Genomic DNA, 16,622 nt, shown 5'->3' with positions numbered 1-16,622 from the left:
GCCATGAAGCTCTGGTCCATCCTCGGCAACTCGCAGAAGCTCGACGGCGGTGCGATGTTCGGCAACGCGCCGCGCGCGCTGTGGGAACGCTGGGCGCCGCCGGACGAGCTCAACCGCATCGAGCTCGCCTGCCGCGCGCTGCTGGCGACGCCGCTGGCCGGAAAGACGGTGCTGTTCGAGACCGGCATCGGCGCGTTCTTCGAGCCGAAGCTGCGCGAGCGCTACGGCGTCCAGGAAGACCGGCACGTGCTGCTCGAATCGCTGGGCGAAGCGGGCTTCGGGCACGAGGACATCGACGTGGTGGTGCTCTCGCACCTGCACTTCGACCACGCCGGCGGACTGCTGGCGCCGTGGGAGGAGGGCGAACCGCCGCGGCTGCTGTTCCCGAACGCGACCTACGTGGTCAGCGCCGCCTGCTGGGAGCGCGCGCGCGACCCGCACCCGCGCGATCGCGCCAGCTTCATCCCAGGGCTGCCCGACCTGCTGGAAGGCAGCGGCCGGCTCGAGATCGTGGACGGCGCGCATTGCCAGGCCCTCGGCAAGGCGGTGCGCTTCCACTACAGCGACGGCCACACGCCGGGCCTGATGCTCGCCGAGATCGTGGGCCCGGAGCGCGCCGGGGGCCAGTCGCACGGCGGCGTGGTGTTCTGCGCCGACCTGATTCCCGGCCGGCCATGGGTGCACGTGCCGATCACCATGGGCTACGACCGCAACGCCGAGCTGCTGATCGACGAGAAGCGCGAGTTCCTCGCCGACAAGCTGGAACGCGACGTGCACCTGTACTTCACCCACGACCCGGGCTGTGCGCTGGCCAGGGTCACCCGCGACGAGCGCGGCCGCTACGGCACCGCCAACGAGGTCGCCTCGCTGCAGGCGCGGGCGCTGCCTGCGTGACGCCCGCGGCGCGGCTACTGCTGGCCATGCTGGTGTTGGCCGGCGCCGGCCTGCCCGCGCTCCCCTTGCATGCCGACGAAGTCCCCGACCCGGGCGCCCGGCCGGAGCCGGACCAGCCCCTGCGCGACCCGGACTTCGGCGTGCGCACGCGCGAGCCCGGCCTCGAGCGCGTGGTCGAGATGTACCAGTGGCGCCCGACCTCCAACGGCTATGCGCGCGACTGGAGCAGCGAGCCGGTGGACTCGGCCGGGTTCGCGCCCGGGCACGAAAACCCCGCTTTCCCGTTGCGCAGCCAACGCTGGCTGCCCGGACGCGTGACCGTGGACGGCGTGCCGCTGGACGAGGAAGTGCTCGCCACGCTCGGCGAATGGCGCGAGTTCCGGCCATCGTTCTCGGCGCTGCCGGGCAACCTGGCGGCGACCTTCCAGCCCGAGGGCGACGGACTCGGCAGCGCCGAGAACCCGCTGGCGCCCATCGTGGGCGACCTGCGCATCCACTGGCGCGAGCGCGTGCTGCCGCCGCTGGCCGGGCGCATCGAACTGCGCGACGGCGCCTGGCGACTGCGCGCCGGCGCGGGGGCGGACGCGGCCGGCGAACCGGCGGGCGGCGGCGGCATGCCGGGCTGGCTGCCGATCGCCGCCGGCGGACTGTTCCTGCTCGTGCTGGCGGTGGTGTCGGGAAGGCGCCGCAGGCGCTAGTCCGGCGGGGCGTCGCGGCGCGAGCGCCGCTGCTACACGCGGGTGCCGAAGATCCGGTCGCCGGCGTCGCCGAGGCCGGGCAGGATGTAACCCTTGTCGTTGAGCCGCTGGTCGATCGCGGCGGTGTAGACCTCGACGTCCGGATGCGCGGCCTCGAGCACGCGCAGGCCTTCCGGCGCGGCCACCAGGAACAGGCCCTTGATGCGCGTGCAGCCGGCCGCCTTCAGCAGCGAGACCGTCGCCACCAGGGTGCCGCCGGTGGCGAGCATCGGGTCGAGGACGATGGCGGTGCGGTCGGCCATGCCGCCGACCAGGTTCTCGTAATAGGTTTCCGGCAGCAGCGTGGCCTCGTCGCGGCGCATGCCGACCACGCCGACCTTGGCCGCCGGGATCATCTCGAGCACGCCGGGCAACATCCCGAGGCCGGCGCGCAGCACCGGCACCAGCGTGACCTTGCGGCCCTTGATGCGGCGGACCGGCACCGGGCCGGCCCAGCCGTCGGCCACCACCTCCTCGGTCTCGAGGTCGGCGGTGGCCTCGTAGATGAGCAGCATCGCGAGCTCGCCGGCGAGCTCGCGGAACTCCTTGGTGCTCAGGCCACGGTGGCGCAGCAGGCCCAGCTTGTGCTGGACCAGCGGATGCCGCACTTCGACCACCTTGAGCTTGCGCGCCGCCATGGCGCGATTCTGCCCTAAGCGGCCTTCTGCTGGCGCGGCCCCTCCAGCAGCGCGCGCTTCACCAGCGACACCACCAAGTCGAGCTCGTCCTCGCCCATCTCGAAGCGCGGGGTGAAGCGCAGCGAGTTCTCGCCGCCGTGGATCACGCCGAGGCCGTGCTCGCGCAGCCACTCCTCGGTGGAGCCGGCGCCGTAGCCCTTGAACTCCGGCGACAGCTCGCAGGAGAACAGCAGGCCGGTGCCCTGGACCTTGGTGACCAGGCCGCCGAGCTCGGCCTTGAGCGCCTCGAGCTTCGCGATCGCCTGCTTGCCGCGTTCGCGGATGTTGGCACGCAGTTCCGGGGTCAGCTTGGACAGCACCACGCAGGCGACGTCGAGCGCGCGCGGGTTGGCGGTCATGGTGTTGCCGTAGGTGCCGCGCGCGTAGATGCCGGCGGCGCGCTCGTTGCAGGCGAGCACCGAGAGCGGGAACTGGCCGGCGTTGAGCGCCTTGGAGTAGGTCTCCATGTCCGGCGCCTCCTGGCCCTCGAAGCCGGGGTAGTCGACGATGGACAGCGTGCCGGTCGCGCGCAGGCCGGCCTGGATCGAATCCACCAGCAGCAGCGAGCCGTGCGCCCTGGTCAGCTCGCGCGCGGCAGCGTAGAAGTCCACCGGCACGCTGCGGCCGGGGTCGCCTTCGCCCATCACCGGCTCCAGGAACATCGCCTCGATGAACCAGCCGTTGGCGTCGGCATCGGCGAAGGCCTTGCGCAGCGCCTCGATGTCGTACGGCGCGACCACGATCACGCTGTCCTCGCCGCGGTAGCTGGCGAGGTTGGCGACGTAGGCCTTGCGGGTGGAATCCGAGTACAGCGCGGGGCGGTCGGTGCGGCCGTGGAAGCTGCCCTTGACCACCAGCCGCTTGATCCTGCGGCCGGCGTGGCGCGCGCCCGGCTCGGTCATCGCCTTGGCGTTGGTGTCGGCGATGCGCGCGGCCAGGGTCACCGACTCGGAGCCGGAGTTGAGGCACATGAACTTCGCGTACGGGCTGCCGTCCTTGCGGCTGTGCCCGATCTCCCGCTGCAGCGCGCGGGTGAAGCGCAGCTGCGACAGGCTCGGGGTCATGATGTTGGCCAGCGCCTGCGGGCGCGACATCGCCGCGATGATGTCAGCCGGCGCGTGGCCGAAGCCGAGCATGCCGTAGCCGCCGGTGTCGTACAGCACCGCGCCCTTGAGGGTCACGATCCACGGTCCGCGCGCAGCCAGCGCTACGTACGGGTTGACTGCGTCCTGCGGATAGAAGTTGACGAACCCGGCCTGTACCGCCTGGATCTGCGCGTCCTCGTCCATGTCCAGCAGGTCCGCGTGGTCGCCGGCGATGCGCTGGTACTCGGCGACGGCGGCCTCGATCGCCTCGCCCAGCTCGGGGTGCGAGGCCGCGAAGCGTTCCAGGGTGGCGTCGTCCAGGCCGGCGGTGCGGCGCTGGCCGGCGTGGGCGCGAAGCGGGGCGAGCTGGGCGGTCACGGTCATGCGGTTCTCCATTCGGTGTCGGCGGCCAGCGGCCGCGCCAAACCTCTATTATCGGCAAGTTTTCGTCGGAAGACAGGTGCGAATTGCGCAAAATTCATGTACTTTTCGGCGAAACGACGAAGCGGACTGGCCAATGCGACTGACGCCTGCCGACGAAGCCCTGCTCTCGCTGCTGCGCGAGGACGCCCGTGCCCCGACCGCGCAGATCGCCCGCCGCCTCGGGCTCTCGCGGACCACGGTGCAGAGCCGGATCGAGCGCCTGCAGCGCAGCGGCGTGATCGCCGGCTACACCGTGCGCATGGCCGAGGATTTCGAGCGCGACCGGGTGCAGGCGCTGGTCATGGTCACGGTGCTGCCCAAGCAGATGCCGGCGGTGGTGGAGGCGCTGCACGACATGGCCGAGGTACGCAGCCTGCAGTCGGTGAGCGGACCCTGGGACCTGGTCGCGCGCGTGGTGGTGCCGACCATCGGGGAGATGGACGAGCTCACCGACCGCATCGGCGCGGTGCCGGGGGTGGAGCGCACGACCTCGTCGCTGGTGCTGTCCACCAAGTTCGAACGCTGACGGCACCTACAATTGCGCACCACGGCCGCGCGCCGCCCCTGCCCATCGCCTTGAAGAAGTCCGACTTCCGCTACGAGCTACCGCCCGGGCTCATCGCCCAGGCGCCGTTGCCCGAACGCTCGGCCAGCCGCCTGCTGGTGGTGCCCGGCGACGGGCCGTTCGAGGACCGCCACGTGCGCGACCTGCCGCAGCTGCTGCGTGCCGGCGACCTGCTGGTGTTCAACGACACCCGGGTGATCCCGGCGCGGCTGTTCGGGCGCAAGCAGGGCAGCGGCGGGCGCGTGGAGATCCTGATCGAGCGCCTGCTGCCCGGCAACGAGGCGCGCGCCCAGGCCGGTTCCAGCAAGCCCCTGCGGCCCGGCGGCCGCATCGAGCTGGACGCCGGCGGCGAGGCCGAAGTGCTCGGCCACGACGGCGGGTTCCACCACCTGCGCTTCCATGTCGAGGGTTCGCTCGAGTCGTGGCTGCTGCACGCCGGGCGGCTGCCGTTACCACCGTACATCCACCGCGAGCCGGGCGCGGACGACGACGAGCGCTACCAGACCGTGTTCGCGCGCAAGGTCGGCGCCGTCGCAGCGCCGACCGCCGGGCTGCACTTCGACGACGCGCTGCTGGCGGCGCTGCGCGAGCGCGGGGTGCAGTCCGGCCACGTCACCCTGCACGTGGGCGCGGGGACCTTCCAGCCGGTGCGCGTGGACGACATCGCCGAGCACCGCATGCACAGCGAGTGGCTCAACGTCGGCCCTGGACTGGTCGAGCAGGTGCGGCGCACGCGCGCGGCCGGCGGCCGGGTGGTGGCGGTGGGCACGACCGTGGTGCGGGCGCTGGAAAGCGCCCTGGTCGACGGCGAGCTGCGCCCGTTCGCGGGCGAGACCCGGATCTTCATCTTCCCCGGCTATCGGATCCGCTCGGTGGACGCGTTGCTGACCAACTTCCACCTGCCCGAGTCGACCCTGCTGATGCTGGTGTCGGCGTTCATGGGCAGGGAGCGGATCCTGGCCGCCTACGAGCATGCGGTGCGGGAGCGCTACCGGTTCTTCTCCTACGGAGACGCGATGCTGCTGTCGCCTGGAACCTAGGCGCGCCTTGGCACGGCGCGGCCCAAACGCATACAATTCTCATTTGCATCATTCCCGTTCGACCAGGTGCCAGGAGCCACCCACGATGTCCCGTGACCCCCGCGCGCTGTTCCTCTCCGCCTGCGCCGCGCTGCTGCTTGCCGCGTGCAACAGCGACCAGGCCCCTGCCGACACCGGTTCGGAGGATGCCAATGCGCCCGCCGCCGCAGGCGAGGTCAACCTCTACACCACGCGCGAGCCGGGGCTGATCCAGCCGCTGCTGGACGCGTTCACCGAGCGCAGCGGCATCCGCGTCAACACCGTGTTCCTGAAGGACGGGTTGATGGAGCGGCTCGCCGCCGAAGGCGCGAACTCGCAGGCCGACGTGCTGATGACCGTGGACACCGGCAATTTGCTGGACGTGGTCGAGGCCGGGCACGCGCAGCCGGTGGAATCCGAAGTGCTGGAAGCGGCGATCCCCGCGCACCTGCGCGGCGACGACGGCCAGTGGTTCACGCTCTCGCTGCGCGACCGCGTGCTGTACGCGCACAAGGACCTGGCGCTGGACGCCTTCGCCTACGAGGACCTGGCCGACCCGCGCTGGAAGGGCAAGGTCTGCATCCGCTCCGGCCAGCATCCGTACAACACCAGCCTGTTCGCGGCGATGATCGCGCACCACGGCGCGGAGTACACCGAGCAGTGGCTGCGCGGGGTCAAGGCCAACCTGGCGCGCAAGGCCGCGGGCGGCGACCGCGACGTCGCCCGCGACATCCTCGCCGGCATCTGCGACATCGGCATCGCCAACGCCTACTACGTCGGGCGCATGAAGAACGCCGAGCCCGGCTCCGAGCAGCACCAGTGGGGCGAGGCGATCAAGGTGATCCGCCCTGTGTTCTCCACCGACGGTGGCGGCACCCACGTCAACATCAGCGGCGCGGCGGTCGCGCGCCACGCACCGAACCGCGACAACGCGGTGGCGCTGATGGAATACCTGGTCTCCGACGAGGCGCAGAGCCTGTACGCGCGCGCGAACTACGAGTACCCGGTGAAGGCCGGGGTCGAGCTCGATCCGGTGGTCGCCAGCTTCGGCCCGCTGCAGGTCGATGCCTTGCCGCTGACCGAGGTGGTGCGCAACCGGCGCGAGGCCAGCGTGCTCGTCGACAAGGTCGGTTTCGACAACTGAGGCCGTCGCGATGAGCGCGGTCGCCCCTGCCGGCGGCATCCGGGTGCCAGTGCGGCACGCCATGCGCATCCGGCTGTCGCGGCTGCTCCCCGAGGGCGGCTGGCAGTGGGCGGCGGTGGCGATCGCAGGCCTGGTGCTGGCGCCGCTGCTGGCGCTGGCGTGGACCGCGCTGCAGGGCGGGCAGGCCGGGTTGTGGCCGCACATCGCGCGCTACGTGCTGCCGCCGGCCGCGCTCAACACGGTGCTGCTGCTGGCCGGCGTCGGCGTGCTGGTGGTGGCGATCGGCACCGGCGCCGCATGGCTGGTCACCGCCTACGACTTCCGCGGGCGGCGCGTGCTGGCCTGGGCGCTGCTGCTGCCGCTGGCGGTGCCGACCTACATCGTCGCCTTCGCCTACCTCGACCTGCTGCACCCGCTGGGCCCGGTGCAGGGACTGCTGCGCGAGCTGCTCGGCCACGCCAGCCCGCGCGACTTCCGGCTCCCGGACATCCGCGGGCTCGCCGGCTGCATCGTGCTGCTCGGCTTCGTGCTCTATCCCTACGTCTACCTGACCACGCGCGCGATGTTCATGACCCAGGCCGCGAGCCTGCTCGAGGCGGCGCGCACGCTGGGCGCGTCGCCGTCGGCGGTGTTCGGGCGCGTGGCGCTGCCACTGGCGCGGCCGGCGATCGCGGTCGGCGCGGCGCTCGCGCTGATGGAAGCGCTCAACGACATCGGCGCATCGGAGTTCCTCGGCGTGCAGACCATGACGGTCGCGGTCTACACCACCTGGGTGACGCGCGCGGACCTGCCCGGCGCCGCGCAGATCGCGCTGTCCATGCTGGCGATCGTGGTCGCGCTGCTGGCGCTGGAGCGGCACGCGCGGCGGCGCCAGCGCTATGCGGCAGGTACGCGCCCGCGGCCGATGCGCGCGCGCCGCCTGCACGGCGCCGGGGCGCTGGCGGCGCTCGCGCTGGGCGCATTGCCGGTGCTGGTGGGCTTCGTGGTGCCGGCGGCGTACCTGGCCTGGGAGACGGTCGAGCGGCTGGCGGGCGCCGGGGTGTCGCAGCGGCTTCTGGCGAGTGCCGGCAACACCGTGATGGTGGCGCTGGCCGCCACCGTCGCCACGGTGGGCGCCGGGCTGGTGCTGGCGTGGGCACTGCGCCAGGCGCAGGGGCGCCGGCGTCCCGCGGGCGCCACCCTGGCGGTGCGCCTGGCCAGCCTGGGCTATGCCGTGCCCGGCACCGTGCTGGCGATCGGCCTGCTGCTGCCGCTGGCCTGGTTCGATGCCGGCGCCAATGCCGTACGCGGCGTGTTCGGGCTGGAACCGCGCCTGCTGCTGATGGGCTCGGCGGCGGCGCTGGTGCTGGCCTACCTGACGCGCTTCCTGGCCATTGCCGCCGGCGGCATCGAATCCGGCTTCGCGCGCATCGCGCCCAGCCTCGACCAGGCCGCCGCGAGCCTCGGGCACGCGCCCGGCGCGATCCTGCGTCGCGTGCACCTGCCGCTGCTGCGCCCGGCGCTGGCCGCGTCGGCGCTGCTCGTGTTCGTGGACGCCATGAAGGAACTGCCGGCGACGCTGCTGCTGCGGCCGCTCGGTTTCGAGACGCTGGCTACCTGGCTGTACGCGGAAGCCTCGCGCGGGACCTACGAGGAGGGCGCGGTCGCGGCATTGCTGATCGTGCTCGCCGGACTGCTGCCGGTGGTGCTGCTGGCGCGCACCGGCGTGCGCTACGGCCGCGAGCGGATGGCATGAGCGCACTCCTCGACATGCGCGCCCTCGACATCCGCGCCATCGAGGTCGGCTACCCGGTGCCGGGCGGCGGGCTGCGGCGCGTGGTGGACGGCCTGTCGCTGTCGCTGGAGCGCGGCGCGATCGGCTGCCTGCTCGGGGCCTCGGGCTGCGGCAAGACCACGGTGTTGCGCGCGGTCGCCGGCTTCGAACCGGTGCGCGCCGGCAGCATCGCGATAGAAGGAAGGCAGGTCGCTTCGCCCGGCCTGTCGCTGCCGCCGGAGCGGCGCAGCGTCGGCATGATGTTCCAGGACTACGCGCTGTTCCCGCACCTGGACGTCGCCGACAACGTCGCCTTCGGCCTGCGCGGCCGGCCGCGCGCGGAGCGGGCGCGGCGCGTGGCGGCGATGCTGGCGCTGGTCGGGCTGGAAGGCTCCGCGCGCGCCTACCCGCACGAGCTGTCAGGCGGCCAGCAGCAGCGCGTGGCGCTGGCGCGCGCGCTGGCGCCGGACCCGGCGCTGCTGCTGCTCGACGAACCGTTCTCCAACCTCGACACCGACACCCGCGAGCGACTCGCCGGCGAACTGCGCGGCCTGCTCAAGGGCAGCGGCGCCACGGTGCTGATGGTGACCCACGACCAAGGCGAGGCCTTCGCCATGGCCGACCACGTCGGGGTGATGGACGCGGGCCGGATCCTGCAGTGGGACACGCCGGACAACCTGTACCTGCGGCCGGCGCACCGCTACGTGGGCGGCTTCATCGGCCGTGGCGTGCTGGTGCCGGCGGCGGCGCTGGGGCTGGCCGGGCGCGGCGAGGTGCTGCTGCGCCCGCACGCGCTGGTGCCGGATCCGGCCGGCGGCATCGAGGGCGAGCTGCTGTCGGTGGCGTTCCGGGGCCCGGGACGGATCGGCTGCCTGCGGCTGGCGGCCGGGCAGGTGGTCGAGATCGAACTCGGCGACGAGGTCGCCACGGCCGGGCAGGGCGTCCCGGGCGCGCGACTGCGCCTGCGGCTGGACCCGCGCGGGCTGGTCGCGTTCGACGACTGAGGCGGGCGCCTGCGCGCGGGCGCCCGTTCCGCGACAATGGCCGGCCCTCCGCAGCCGTGCCCGCCGATGTCCCGCATGCAGTTCCAGTTGCTCGCCAGCGATGGCGCCGCGCGCCGCGGCCGCCTGGCGTTCCCGCGCGGCACCGTCGAGACGCCGGCGTTCATGCCGGTGGGCACCTACGGCACGGTCAAGGGCCTGCTGCCGGAACAGGTCCGCGCGCTCGGCGCCGAGATCATCCTCGGCAATACCTTCCACCTGTCCCTGCGCCCGGGCCTCGATGTGATCGAGGCGCACGGCGGGCTGCACGGCTTCGCGCGCTGGGACGGACCGATCCTGACCGACTCCGGCGGCTTCCAGGTGTTCTCGCTGGCGCACCGCAGGAAGATCACCGAAGAGGGCGTGACCTTCCAGGCGCCGACCGACGGCTCGACGGTGTTCCTCGGGCCAGAGGAGAGCATGCGCATCCAGAAGGTGCTCGGCTCGGACATCGTCATGATCTTCGACGAGTGCCCGCCGGTGCACGTGGACGGCAAGCCGGTGCACCCGCGCGTGGTGGAGCGCTCGATGGAGCTGTCGCTGCGCTGGGCGGAACGCTCGAAGCGCGCCCACGAGGGCAACGACGCCGCGCTGTTTGGCATCGTCCAGGGCGGCGTCCACCACGAGCTGCGCACGCGCTCCGCCGAGGGCCTGAAGGCGATCGGCTTCGACGGCTACGCGATCGGCGGCCTCGCCGTGGGCGAGACCGAGGCCGAGCGCAACGCGATGCTCGAGCACGCCGTGCCGCAGCTGCCGGCGGACCGCCCGCGCTACCTGATGGGCGTGGGCCGGCCCGAGGACCTGGTCGAGGCGGTGGCCCGCGGCGTGGACATGTTCGATTGCGTGATGCCGACCCGGAACGCGCGCAACGGCCACTATTTCACCTCGACCGGCACCATCCGCATCCGCAACGCGAAGTTCGAGCGCGACACGCGCCCGATCGAGGAGGGCTGCGGCTGCCCCGCCTGCGCCGGCGGCTTCAGCCGCGCCTACCTGCGCCACCTGGACCGCTGCAACGAGATGCTGGGCCCGGTCCTGGGCACCCTGCACAACCTCTGGCACTACCAGCAGCTGATGGCGGCGATGCGCGCGGCCATCGCCGCGGGAACCTTCGCCGGTTTCCGGCGGTCCTTCCATGCGGCCCGGGCCGGCAACGGGCCGCCCGACGCCATCGGCATGGCATAATTCCCCGTTATTTTCGCCACCGGACACCTACCAGATGAACCCGATCGACCTGTTCGTTCCCCCCGCGATGGCCCAGGCGGCCGGCCAGGCCCCGGGCGGCCTGTTCGGCGGCGGCCTCGGCGGCCTGCTGTTCCCGATCATCCTGATCGCGATCATGTACTTCCTGATGATCCGCCCGCAGATGAAGCGGCAGAAGGAACACCGCGCCATGCTCGAGAAGCTCGGCAACGGCGACGAGGTGATCACCAACGGCGGCGTCGCCGGCGTGGTCCGCGAGATCGGCGAGCACTTCGTCAGCGTCGAGATCGCCGACAACGTGCGCATCCGCGTGCAGAAGGGCGCGATCGCCAACGTGCTGCCGAAGGGCACGCTGAAGTCGGCCTGAGCCGACGCCACACCGACTGAAGGCGCCGGCCCGGGATACGGGCCGCGCGCGGGGCTCCACGATGCTCGAATACAGCAGATTCAAGTACCTCATCATCGTTGTGGTGGTGCTGCTCAGCGCGCTCTACGCGCTGCCCAACATCTATCCGCAGGATCCGTCGGTGCAGGTCACCGCCAACCGCGGCTACCAGGTCGACGAAGCCCTGGAGAAGCGGGTCGAAGCCCTGCTGGAGAAGGCCGGCGTCACGCCGCTCTCCGTGGAGATCGAGGACGAGGGCGAACTGCTCATCCGGCTCGAGGACGTGCAGGACCAGACCCGCGTCAGCGACCTGCTCGGCGAGGAGATCGGCGACAACTACGTGGTCGCGCTGAACCTGGCCTCCACGGTGCCGCCCTGGCTCGACGCGATCGGCGCCAAGCGCATGCTGATGGGCCTCGACCTGCAGGGCGGCGTGCACTTCCTGATGCAGGTGGACCGCAAGGCCGCGCTGGACAAGCGCTTCGATGCCTACGCCGAGGACGTGCGCGTGCTGCTGCGCGACAACCGCGTGACCTACGAGTCGGTCGAGCGCCGCGGCGAGGGCGCGATCGTGGCGCGGCTGGCCCCGGGCGCCGACGTCGACAAGGCGCTGGGCCTGGTCACGCGCGACATGCCCACCCTGCGCACCGACGTCGAGGGTAACAGCATCGTCATCCGCATCCCGGACAGCGAAATCCAGAAGATGGTGACCGACGCGGTCGAGCAGAACATCGGCACCCTGCGCAACCGCATCAACGAGCTCGGCGTGGCCGAGCCGATCATCCAGCGCCAGGGCTCCGAGCGGGTGGTGGTGCAGCTCCCGGGCGTGCAGGACACCGCCCAGGCCAAGCGCATCCTCGGCGCCACCGCGACCCTGGAGTACCGCGGCGTGGTCGAGGGCGACCCCTACGAGGCGCTGCGCACCGGCAACGTGCCGCCCAACGCGCGCATCTACTACCGAAAGGAGATCGGCCCGGACGGCAAGCCGATCCCGATCCTGCTCAACAAGCGCGTGATCGCCACCGGCGACCAGCTGGTCACCGCGCGCTCGGGCTACGACCCGCGCAGCGGCACCCCGCAGGTCTCGGTGACCCTCAACGGCATCGGCGGCCAGCGCATGTTCGACTTCACCAGCGAGAACGTCGGCAAGCCGATGGCGGTGGTGTACGTCGAGCGCGTGCCCGAGGTCAGCATCGGCCCGGACGGCGAGGAGATCCGCACCACCCGCACCAGCGAGCAGGTGATCTCGGTGGCGACCATCCAGGGCGTGTTCGGCAAGGAGTTCCAGACCACCGGCCTGGACAGCCCGAAGGAAGCCGCGGACCTGGCGCTGCTGCTGCGCGCCGGCGCCCTGGCCGCGCCGATGGATTTCGTCGAGCAGCGCGTGGTCGGCCCCAGCCTGGGCAAGGAGAACGTCGAGCGCGGCATGACCGCGGTGCTCTACTCGTTCGGCTTCGCGCTGGTGTTCTTCCTGGTCTACTACCGCATGTTCGGCCTGATCACCTGCGCCGCGCTGCTGCTCAACCTGCTGATGGTGGTGGCGGTGATGTCGTTCCTCGGCGCCACCCTGACGCTGCCCGGCCTGGCCGGCATCGCGCTCACCGTGGGCATGTCGGTGGACGCCAACGTGCTGATCAACGAACGCATCCGCGAGGAGTTGCGCGCGGGCGTTCCGCCCAAGGCGGCGATCGCGGCCGGCTACGACAAGGCCTCGGGCACCATCGCCGACGCCAACCTCACCGCGATCCTCGCCGGCGTGGCGCTGTTCGCCTTCGGCACCGGGCCGGTGAAGGGCTTCGCCGTGTCCATGATCGCCGGCATCATCACCTCGATGTACACCGCGGTCTCGGTGTCGCGCGGCATCGCCACCCTGATCTACGGCAACCGGCGCAAGCTGAAGTCCGTGGCCATCTGACGGAACCATCGCCATGCAATTCAATGTGTTCCCGCACGACAGCAAGTTCGACTTCATGCGCCTGCGCTGGGTGTCGGCCTCGCTGTCGATCCTCCTGCTGGTCGCCTCGATCGGCGCGATGGCGGTCCAGGGCTTCAACTTCGCGCTGGACTTCACCGGCGGCACCTCGGTCGAGCTGCGCTTCGAGCACCCGGCCGACGTGGACCTGGTGCGCGAGCGACTCGACCAGGCCGGGTTCGAGGGCGCGCAGGTGCAGACCTTCGGCTCGGGCAACGACCTGCTCGTGCGCCTGCAGCCGAAGGAGGGCGCGGCCGACGCGCAGCAGGACGGCGACACCAGCCAGACCGCGGAGGAGGTGGTGCACATCGTGTCCACCCCGGAGAACAAGGCGACCCGCCTGAGCAGCGGCTACGTCGGTCCGCAGGTCGGCAAGGAGCTGGCCCAGAACGGCATCTACGCGATGCTGTTCGTGATGGTCGGCTTCCTCGCCTACATCTCGTTCCGCTTCGAGTGGAAGTTCGCGGTCTCGGCGATCCTGACCACGCTGCACGACATCATCGTGGTGGCCGGCTGGTTCGCGTTCACCGGGCACGAGTTCGACCTGACCGTGCTGGCCGGCATCATGGGCGTGATGGGCTTCTCCATCAACGACACCATCGTGGTGTTCGACCGCGTGCGCGAGAACTTCCGCGGGATGCGCGCGCCGGCGCGCGAGATCCTCAACGCGTCCATCAACCAGACGCTGTCGCGCACGGTGATCACCTCGTTCGTGGCCCTGCTGACGGTGCTGGCGCTGTACCTGTACGGCGGCGGTTCGCTGCGCGGCATGGCCGAGTCGATGATGATCGGCATCGTGATCGGCACGCTGTCGTCGATCTTCGTGGCCTGCCCGCTGGTGATGTGGCTGGGCGTGAGCAAGCAGGACCTGATGCCGAAGGCGCGGGACGATTCGGCGCTGGCGCGGCGTCCCTAGAGGCCTTCGGCGTTGAGGACGCGCTGGACGGCTTCGTCGGCGAGCATGCGCTGGAAGTGGCGCTCCAGGGCGTCGAGGCCGGAGAGGTCCACCTGCTTGGCCTTGGCCCAGCGGGTGACCACGAACAGGTAGGGGTCGGCGATCGAACGGGTGCCGGCGATCCAGTCGCGGCCCTGCAGCTGGCGGTCGGCGCGTTCGAACAGGCCGCGCAGCTTGTTCCGGGCCGCGTCGTGCCCCCTCGCGACGAGTGCTTCGTCCCCGAGCCAGGACAGGCCGCCGAAGAACGGCCAGAACGAGGGATGCACGTCGGCGTTGGCGAAGGCCAGCCAGCGGTCGACCTCGGCGCGACCGCGCGGGGTACCGTCGCCGTACAGGCGCGCCTCGGGGTGCTGCTCGGCGAGGTAGTGCAGGATCGCGGAGTTCTGGGTCAGGGCCCAGCCGTCTTCGAGCTCGAGCGCGGGCACCGCGCCCGCCGGGTTGATGCGCAGGTACTCGGGCGACTTCAGCTTGTCGCGCGGCACCGCCACCGCCTCGTACGGCTTGCCGATCCACTCGAGCACGATGTGGTCGGCGAGCGAGCAGGCGCCCGGCAGGTAGTGCAGCTTCATGTCAGCCTCCGCGCGGCTTCAGCGTTTGCACCTTGAAGAAGGTATGCCCGCCGATGGTGGCCACCTGGTAGGCGGTGCGCCAGCTCGGGGAGGCGATGGACAGCGCGGCGAAGTGGCTGGCGCCGGGCACGATCTCCTGGCGCTCGCCGGGCGGCAGCGCCCAGTTGCGCTCGGATTCGAGCGCGACCGCGACCGCCTCGGCCCAGGCGTCGGTGTTGTTGATGCGCGTGTTCGGCGACACGATCGTCGGCGCGAACTGCTTGCGCGCGGTGACCACCGAGCACAGGTCGTCGCCCCACAGGCCGCTGTCGCGGCGGCGCATGATCACTTCGGCGACTGCCTGCTGGCCGCGCAGCGACTGGTCGCGCGCTTCCAGGTACAGGGTGGTGCTCAGGCACAGCGAATCGGCGGCGGGTTGCGGCATCAGCTGCGACAACCACAGGATCCAGGCCAACTTCATGCGGGGCTCCTTGCTCCGTTGCGCCGGCCCGCGATGCTGCTCCCGAGGTCGTCAACGGGATCGTCACGCTGGCACGGCATGGCGTTTTGGGGAGGGCGGCCGCTCTCTGGCGTCTTTGCCCGGGGCAAAAAAGTTGGCGCAAGGTAAAAGCACGAACCCCAACGAAAGCTGAACGAGGTTTCCTGAACGGCGCTCTGGCAAAATAGCCGGTCCCCCGCTCCATGCAGAGAATCCAATGAGCCAGCACGACGCACGTTCCGCCGTACGCCCCGATCCCGACCAGCCGATGGTCGACATCGCCGACTACGTGATCGACTACGAGGTGGAGTCGCAGGAGGCCTACGACACCGCGCGTTACATGCTGCTCGACTCGCTTGCCTGCGCGATGCTGGCGATGAAGTTCGAGGGCTGCGTGAAGCACCTCGGCCCGATCGTCCCCGGGGCCACGCTGCCCGGCGGCGCCACCGTCCCCGGCACCAACTTCGAGCTCGACCCGGTGCAGGCTGCCTTCAACATCGGCACGCTGGTGCGCTGGCTCGACTTCAACGACACCTGGCTGGCGGCGGAGTGGGGCCACCCCTCCGACAACCTCGGCGCGATCCTCGCCGTGGCCGACTGGATGAGCCGGCGCGAGCTGCGCGACGGTGGCCAGCCGCTGACCGTGCGCGACGTGCTCACCGCCGCCATCAAGGCGCACGAGATCCAGGGCTGCTACGCGCTGAAGAACGCCTTCAACCGGGTCGGCCTGGACCACGTGATCCTGGTCCGCCTGGCCTCCACCGCCGTCGCCACCGCGATGCTCGGCGGCGGCAAGGACGAGGTGGTCACCGCGGTCTCGCACAGCTGGATCGACAACGGCGTGCTGCGCACCTACCGCCACGCGCCGAACACCGGCCCGCGCAAGAGCTGGGCGGCCGGCGACGCCTGCCGCCGCGCCGTGACCCACGCCCTGAATGCGGTGGACAAGCAGGTGGTCGGCTACCCGAGCGCGCTCAGCGCCCCGACCTGGGGCTTCTACGACGTCGCCTTCGGCGGCAAGCCGTTCGAGTTCGAGCGCCCGTTCGGCAGCTACGTGATGGAGAACGTGCTGTTCAAGATCAGCTACCCGGCCGAGTTCCATGCCCAGACCGCGGTCGAGTGCGCGATGCAGCTGCACCCGCTGGTGAAGGGCCGGCTGGACGAGATCGAGCGGATCGAGATCCAGACCCAGGAGGCCGGCGTCCGCATCATCGACAAGACCGGGCCGCTGGCCAACTACGCCGACCGCGACCACTGCATCCAGTACATGGTGGCGGTGCCGCTGATCTTCGGCCGCCTGACCGCCGACGACTACACCGACGAGGTCGCCGCCGATCCGCGGATCGATGCCCTGCGCGACCGGATGATGGTTTCCGAGAACCCCGCATTCACCCGCGATTACTTCGACCCGGACAAGCGCTACATTGGCAACTCGGTCCAGGTGTTCTTCCGGGACGGCAGCTCCACCGAGCGGGTCGCCATCGACTATCCGATCGGCCACCGCAAGCGCCGGGCCGAGGGCATCCCGGTGCTCATGGCCAAGTGCGAGGCCGCCCTGCGGGCCCACCTCCCGGCCGGGCAGGTGGACCGGGTCATGGCACTCGCGGCCGACCCGGCACGTATGGATGCCCTGCCGGTGGACCAGTTCATGAACCTTTTCCGTGTGTAGAATCCGATGAACCGG

General features: G+C 71.1%; 16 protein-coding genes. 12 read left to right on the top strand and 4 right to left on the bottom strand.

The genetic code is table 11. The annotated features are described in order from the left end of the window. Window positions 1-3: 3 nt before the first annotated feature. Entirely contained in the window at window positions 4-894 is an 891-nt protein-coding gene (locus E4F25_RS04965; RefSeq protein WP_140909102.1) for an MBL fold metallo-hydrolase, read from the top strand. A gap of 26 nt (window positions 895-920) precedes the next feature. Next, window positions 921-1,592 carry a TMEM43 family protein gene (locus E4F25_RS04960; protein WP_140909101.1) on the top strand — a complete coding sequence of 224 codons (672 nt, stop codon included), beginning with the start codon at window positions 921-923 and terminating at the stop codon, window positions 1,590-1,592. 32 nt (window positions 1,593-1,624) lie between these two features. On the opposite strand, the gene upp is transcribed toward E4F25_RS04960, so the two are convergent. Further along, window positions 1,625-2,269, bottom strand: coding sequence for a uracil phosphoribosyltransferase (gene upp / locus E4F25_RS04955; protein ID WP_140909100.1), 645 nt, complete (start codon window positions 2,267-2,269; stop codon window positions 1,625-1,627). 14 nt (window positions 2,270-2,283) lie between these two features. Beyond that, window positions 2,284-3,777, bottom strand: coding sequence for an aminotransferase class III-fold pyridoxal phosphate-dependent enzyme (locus tag E4F25_RS04950; RefSeq protein ID WP_140909099.1), 1,494 nt, complete (start codon window positions 3,775-3,777; stop codon window positions 2,284-2,286). Window positions 3,778-3,910: 133 nt separating this feature from the next. On the opposite strand from E4F25_RS04950, the gene E4F25_RS04945 reads away from it, so the two are divergent. The 9 genes from E4F25_RS04945 (at window position 3,911) to secF (ending at window position 13,852) form a co-directional block, all read left to right on the top strand. Then, the gene (locus E4F25_RS04945) at window positions 3,911-4,342 is read left to right on the top strand and encodes an Lrp/AsnC family transcriptional regulator (protein ID WP_140909098.1); all 432 of its coding nucleotides are present in this window, start codon (window positions 3,911-3,913) and stop codon (window positions 4,340-4,342) included. Window positions 4,343-4,392: 50 nt separating this feature from the next. Further along, window positions 4,393-5,421, top strand: coding sequence for a tRNA preQ1(34) S-adenosylmethionine ribosyltransferase-isomerase QueA (queA, locus tag E4F25_RS04940; protein WP_140909097.1), 1,029 nt, complete (start codon window positions 4,393-4,395; stop codon window positions 5,419-5,421). An 85-nt stretch (window positions 5,422-5,506) separates the two neighbouring features. Then, on the top strand, window positions 5,507-6,583 hold the full coding sequence (locus E4F25_RS04935) for a Fe(3+) ABC transporter substrate-binding protein (RefSeq protein WP_140909096.1): 1,077 nt from the start codon (window positions 5,507-5,509) through the stop codon (window positions 6,581-6,583). 10 nt (window positions 6,584-6,593) lie between these two features. Then, entirely contained in the window at window positions 6,594-8,318 is a 1,725-nt protein-coding gene (locus E4F25_RS04930; protein WP_220433182.1) for an ABC transporter permease, read from the top strand. Continuing rightward, on the top strand, window positions 8,315-9,340 hold the full coding sequence (locus E4F25_RS04925) for an ABC transporter ATP-binding protein (protein WP_140909095.1): 1,026 nt from the start codon (window positions 8,315-8,317) through the stop codon (window positions 9,338-9,340). The genes E4F25_RS04930 and E4F25_RS04925 overlap by 4 nt, the downstream gene beginning before the upstream one ends. Before the next feature lie 66 nt (window positions 9,341-9,406). Further along, a complete protein-coding gene (tgt, locus tag E4F25_RS04920; RefSeq protein ID WP_140909094.1) occupies window positions 9,407-10,561 on the top strand; it encodes a tRNA guanosine(34) transglycosylase Tgt in 1,155 nt (384 codons plus the stop codon). 34 nt (window positions 10,562-10,595) lie between these two features. Then, window positions 10,596-10,946 (top strand): preprotein translocase subunit YajC, encoded by a 351-nt coding sequence (yajC, locus tag E4F25_RS04915; protein ID WP_140909093.1) that lies wholly within the window; start codon window positions 10,596-10,598, stop codon window positions 10,944-10,946. Window positions 10,947-11,007: 61 nt separating this feature from the next. Continuing rightward, window positions 11,008-12,879: a protein translocase subunit SecD gene (secD, locus tag E4F25_RS04910; RefSeq protein ID WP_140909092.1), complete on the top strand. Its 1,872-nt coding sequence runs from the start codon at window positions 11,008-11,010 to the stop codon at window positions 12,877-12,879. Between the two features lie 13 nt (window positions 12,880-12,892). Further along, window positions 12,893-13,852: a protein translocase subunit SecF gene (gene secF / locus E4F25_RS04905; protein WP_140909091.1), complete on the top strand. Its 960-nt coding sequence runs from the start codon at window positions 12,893-12,895 to the stop codon at window positions 13,850-13,852. Here secF and E4F25_RS04900 read toward each other — a convergent pair. Together E4F25_RS04900 and E4F25_RS04895 are read right to left on the bottom strand one after the other, a co-directional pair. Then, complete coding sequence (locus tag E4F25_RS04900; RefSeq protein WP_140909090.1) at window positions 13,849-14,460, bottom strand: glutathione S-transferase family protein; 612 nt, start codon at window positions 14,458-14,460, stop codon at window positions 13,849-13,851. The genes secF and E4F25_RS04900 overlap by 4 nt on opposite strands. A 1-nt stretch (window position 14,461) precedes the next feature. Then, window positions 14,462-14,920, bottom strand: coding sequence for a cell wall hydrolase (locus E4F25_RS04895; protein WP_140909089.1), 459 nt, complete (start codon window positions 14,918-14,920; stop codon window positions 14,462-14,464). 235 nt (window positions 14,921-15,155) lie between these two features. On the opposite strand from E4F25_RS04895, the gene E4F25_RS04890 reads away from it, so the two are divergent. Further along, the gene (locus E4F25_RS04890) at window positions 15,156-16,607 is read left to right on the top strand and encodes a bifunctional 2-methylcitrate dehydratase/aconitate hydratase (RefSeq protein WP_140909088.1); all 1,452 of its coding nucleotides are present in this window, start codon (window positions 15,156-15,158) and stop codon (window positions 16,605-16,607) included. Window positions 16,608-16,622 lie beyond the last annotated feature (15 nt).

Source organism: Cognatiluteimonas lumbrici, from assembly GCF_006476065.1.
Taxonomy (GTDB): domain Bacteria; phylum Pseudomonadota; class Gammaproteobacteria; order Xanthomonadales; family Xanthomonadaceae; genus Cognatiluteimonas; species Cognatiluteimonas lumbrici.
The sequence above is the reverse complement of the archived record's forward strand: the minus strand, read 5'-3'. Positions and strand labels throughout refer to the sequence as shown.

Bases quoted from the DNA above. Each gene is read 5' to 3' on its own strand.
- E4F25_RS04895 (WP_140909089.1), bottom strand. From the start codon at position 14,920: ATGAAGTTGGCCTGGATCCTGTGGTTGTCGCAGCTGATGCCGCAACCC.
- secD (WP_140909092.1), top strand. From the start codon at position 11,008: ATGCTCGAATACAGCAGATTCAAGTACCTCATCATCGTTGTGGTGGTG.
- secF (WP_140909091.1), top strand. From the start codon at position 12,893: ATGCAATTCAATGTGTTCCCGCACGACAGCAAGTTCGACTTCATGCGC.
- E4F25_RS04890 (WP_140909088.1), top strand. From the start codon at position 15,156: ATGAGCCAGCACGACGCACGTTCCGCCGTACGCCCCGATCCCGACCAG.
- E4F25_RS04930 (WP_220433182.1), top strand. From the start codon at position 6,594: ATGAGCGCGGTCGCCCCTGCCGGCGGCATCCGGGTGCCAGTGCGGCAC.
- E4F25_RS04935 (WP_140909096.1), top strand. From the start codon at position 5,507: ATGTCCCGTGACCCCCGCGCGCTGTTCCTCTCCGCCTGCGCCGCGCTG.
- E4F25_RS04965 (WP_140909102.1), top strand. From the start codon at position 4: ATGAAGCTCTGGTCCATCCTCGGCAACTCGCAGAAGCTCGACGGCGGT.
- E4F25_RS04945 (WP_140909098.1), top strand. From the start codon at position 3,911: ATGCGACTGACGCCTGCCGACGAAGCCCTGCTCTCGCTGCTGCGCGAG.
- E4F25_RS04950 (WP_140909099.1), bottom strand. From the start codon at position 3,777: ATGACCGTGACCGCCCAGCTCGCCCCGCTTCGCGCCCACGCCGGCCAG.
- tgt (WP_140909094.1), top strand. From the start codon at position 9,407: ATGTCCCGCATGCAGTTCCAGTTGCTCGCCAGCGATGGCGCCGCGCGC.
- yajC (WP_140909093.1), top strand. From the start codon at position 10,596: ATGAACCCGATCGACCTGTTCGTTCCCCCCGCGATGGCCCAGGCGGCC.
- upp (WP_140909100.1), bottom strand. From the start codon at position 2,269: ATGGCGGCGCGCAAGCTCAAGGTGGTCGAAGTGCGGCATCCGCTGGTC.
- E4F25_RS04900 (WP_140909090.1), bottom strand. From the start codon at position 14,460: ATGAAGCTGCACTACCTGCCGGGCGCCTGCTCGCTCGCCGACCACATC.
- E4F25_RS04925 (WP_140909095.1), top strand. From the start codon at position 8,315: ATGAGCGCACTCCTCGACATGCGCGCCCTCGACATCCGCGCCATCGAG.
- E4F25_RS04960 (WP_140909101.1), top strand. From the start codon at position 921: ATGCTGGTGTTGGCCGGCGCCGGCCTGCCCGCGCTCCCCTTGCATGCC.